Source organism: Duganella lactea, from assembly GCF_009857505.1.
GTDB lineage: Bacteria > Pseudomonadota > Gammaproteobacteria > Burkholderiales > Burkholderiaceae_D > Rugamonas > Rugamonas lactea.
In genome coordinates this window covers 1-414 of record NZ_WWCP01000101.1, presented here as the reverse complement: position 1 = coordinate 414, position 414 = coordinate 1, and the positions used below count along the sequence as shown (strand labels likewise).

The 414-nt window shown below is 66.9% G+C and carries 1 pseudogene; it reads left to right on the top strand.

What is annotated here, in order from left to right:
• Positions 1-414 (top strand): annotated as a pseudogene (locus GTP44_RS26855) (heme utilization protein); the annotation flags it as partial.

The following is a 414-nucleotide window of genomic DNA, read 5'->3' as shown; positions in this document are numbered from 1 at the left end:
CACCGACCAGGTACAAGCGCTGACCAGCGGCCAGTTCGCCGCCATCAGCACCGACAACCTGAACGCGCTGAGCACCAACCAGATCGTCGCGATCGGCACCAACCAGGCCGCCGCGCTGACCAGCGCCCAAGCCTCGTCGCTGAGCACCAACCAGATCAAGGCGCTCGACACGGTGGACTTCGCCGCGATCAAGACCTCGTCGATCGCCGCGCTGAACAGCGACCAGATCAAAGTGCTGAGCACCGATCAGATCGTCGCGCTGAGCACCGCCCAGGCCGCCGCGCTGAACAGCGCCCAGACGCAGAGCCTGACCACCGACCAGATCGTGAGCCTGCAGTCGGCCGACGCGGCCGCGCTGAAGACCTCGGTGATCGCCGCGCTGAGCAGCAACCAGGTCCACGCGCTGACCACCGA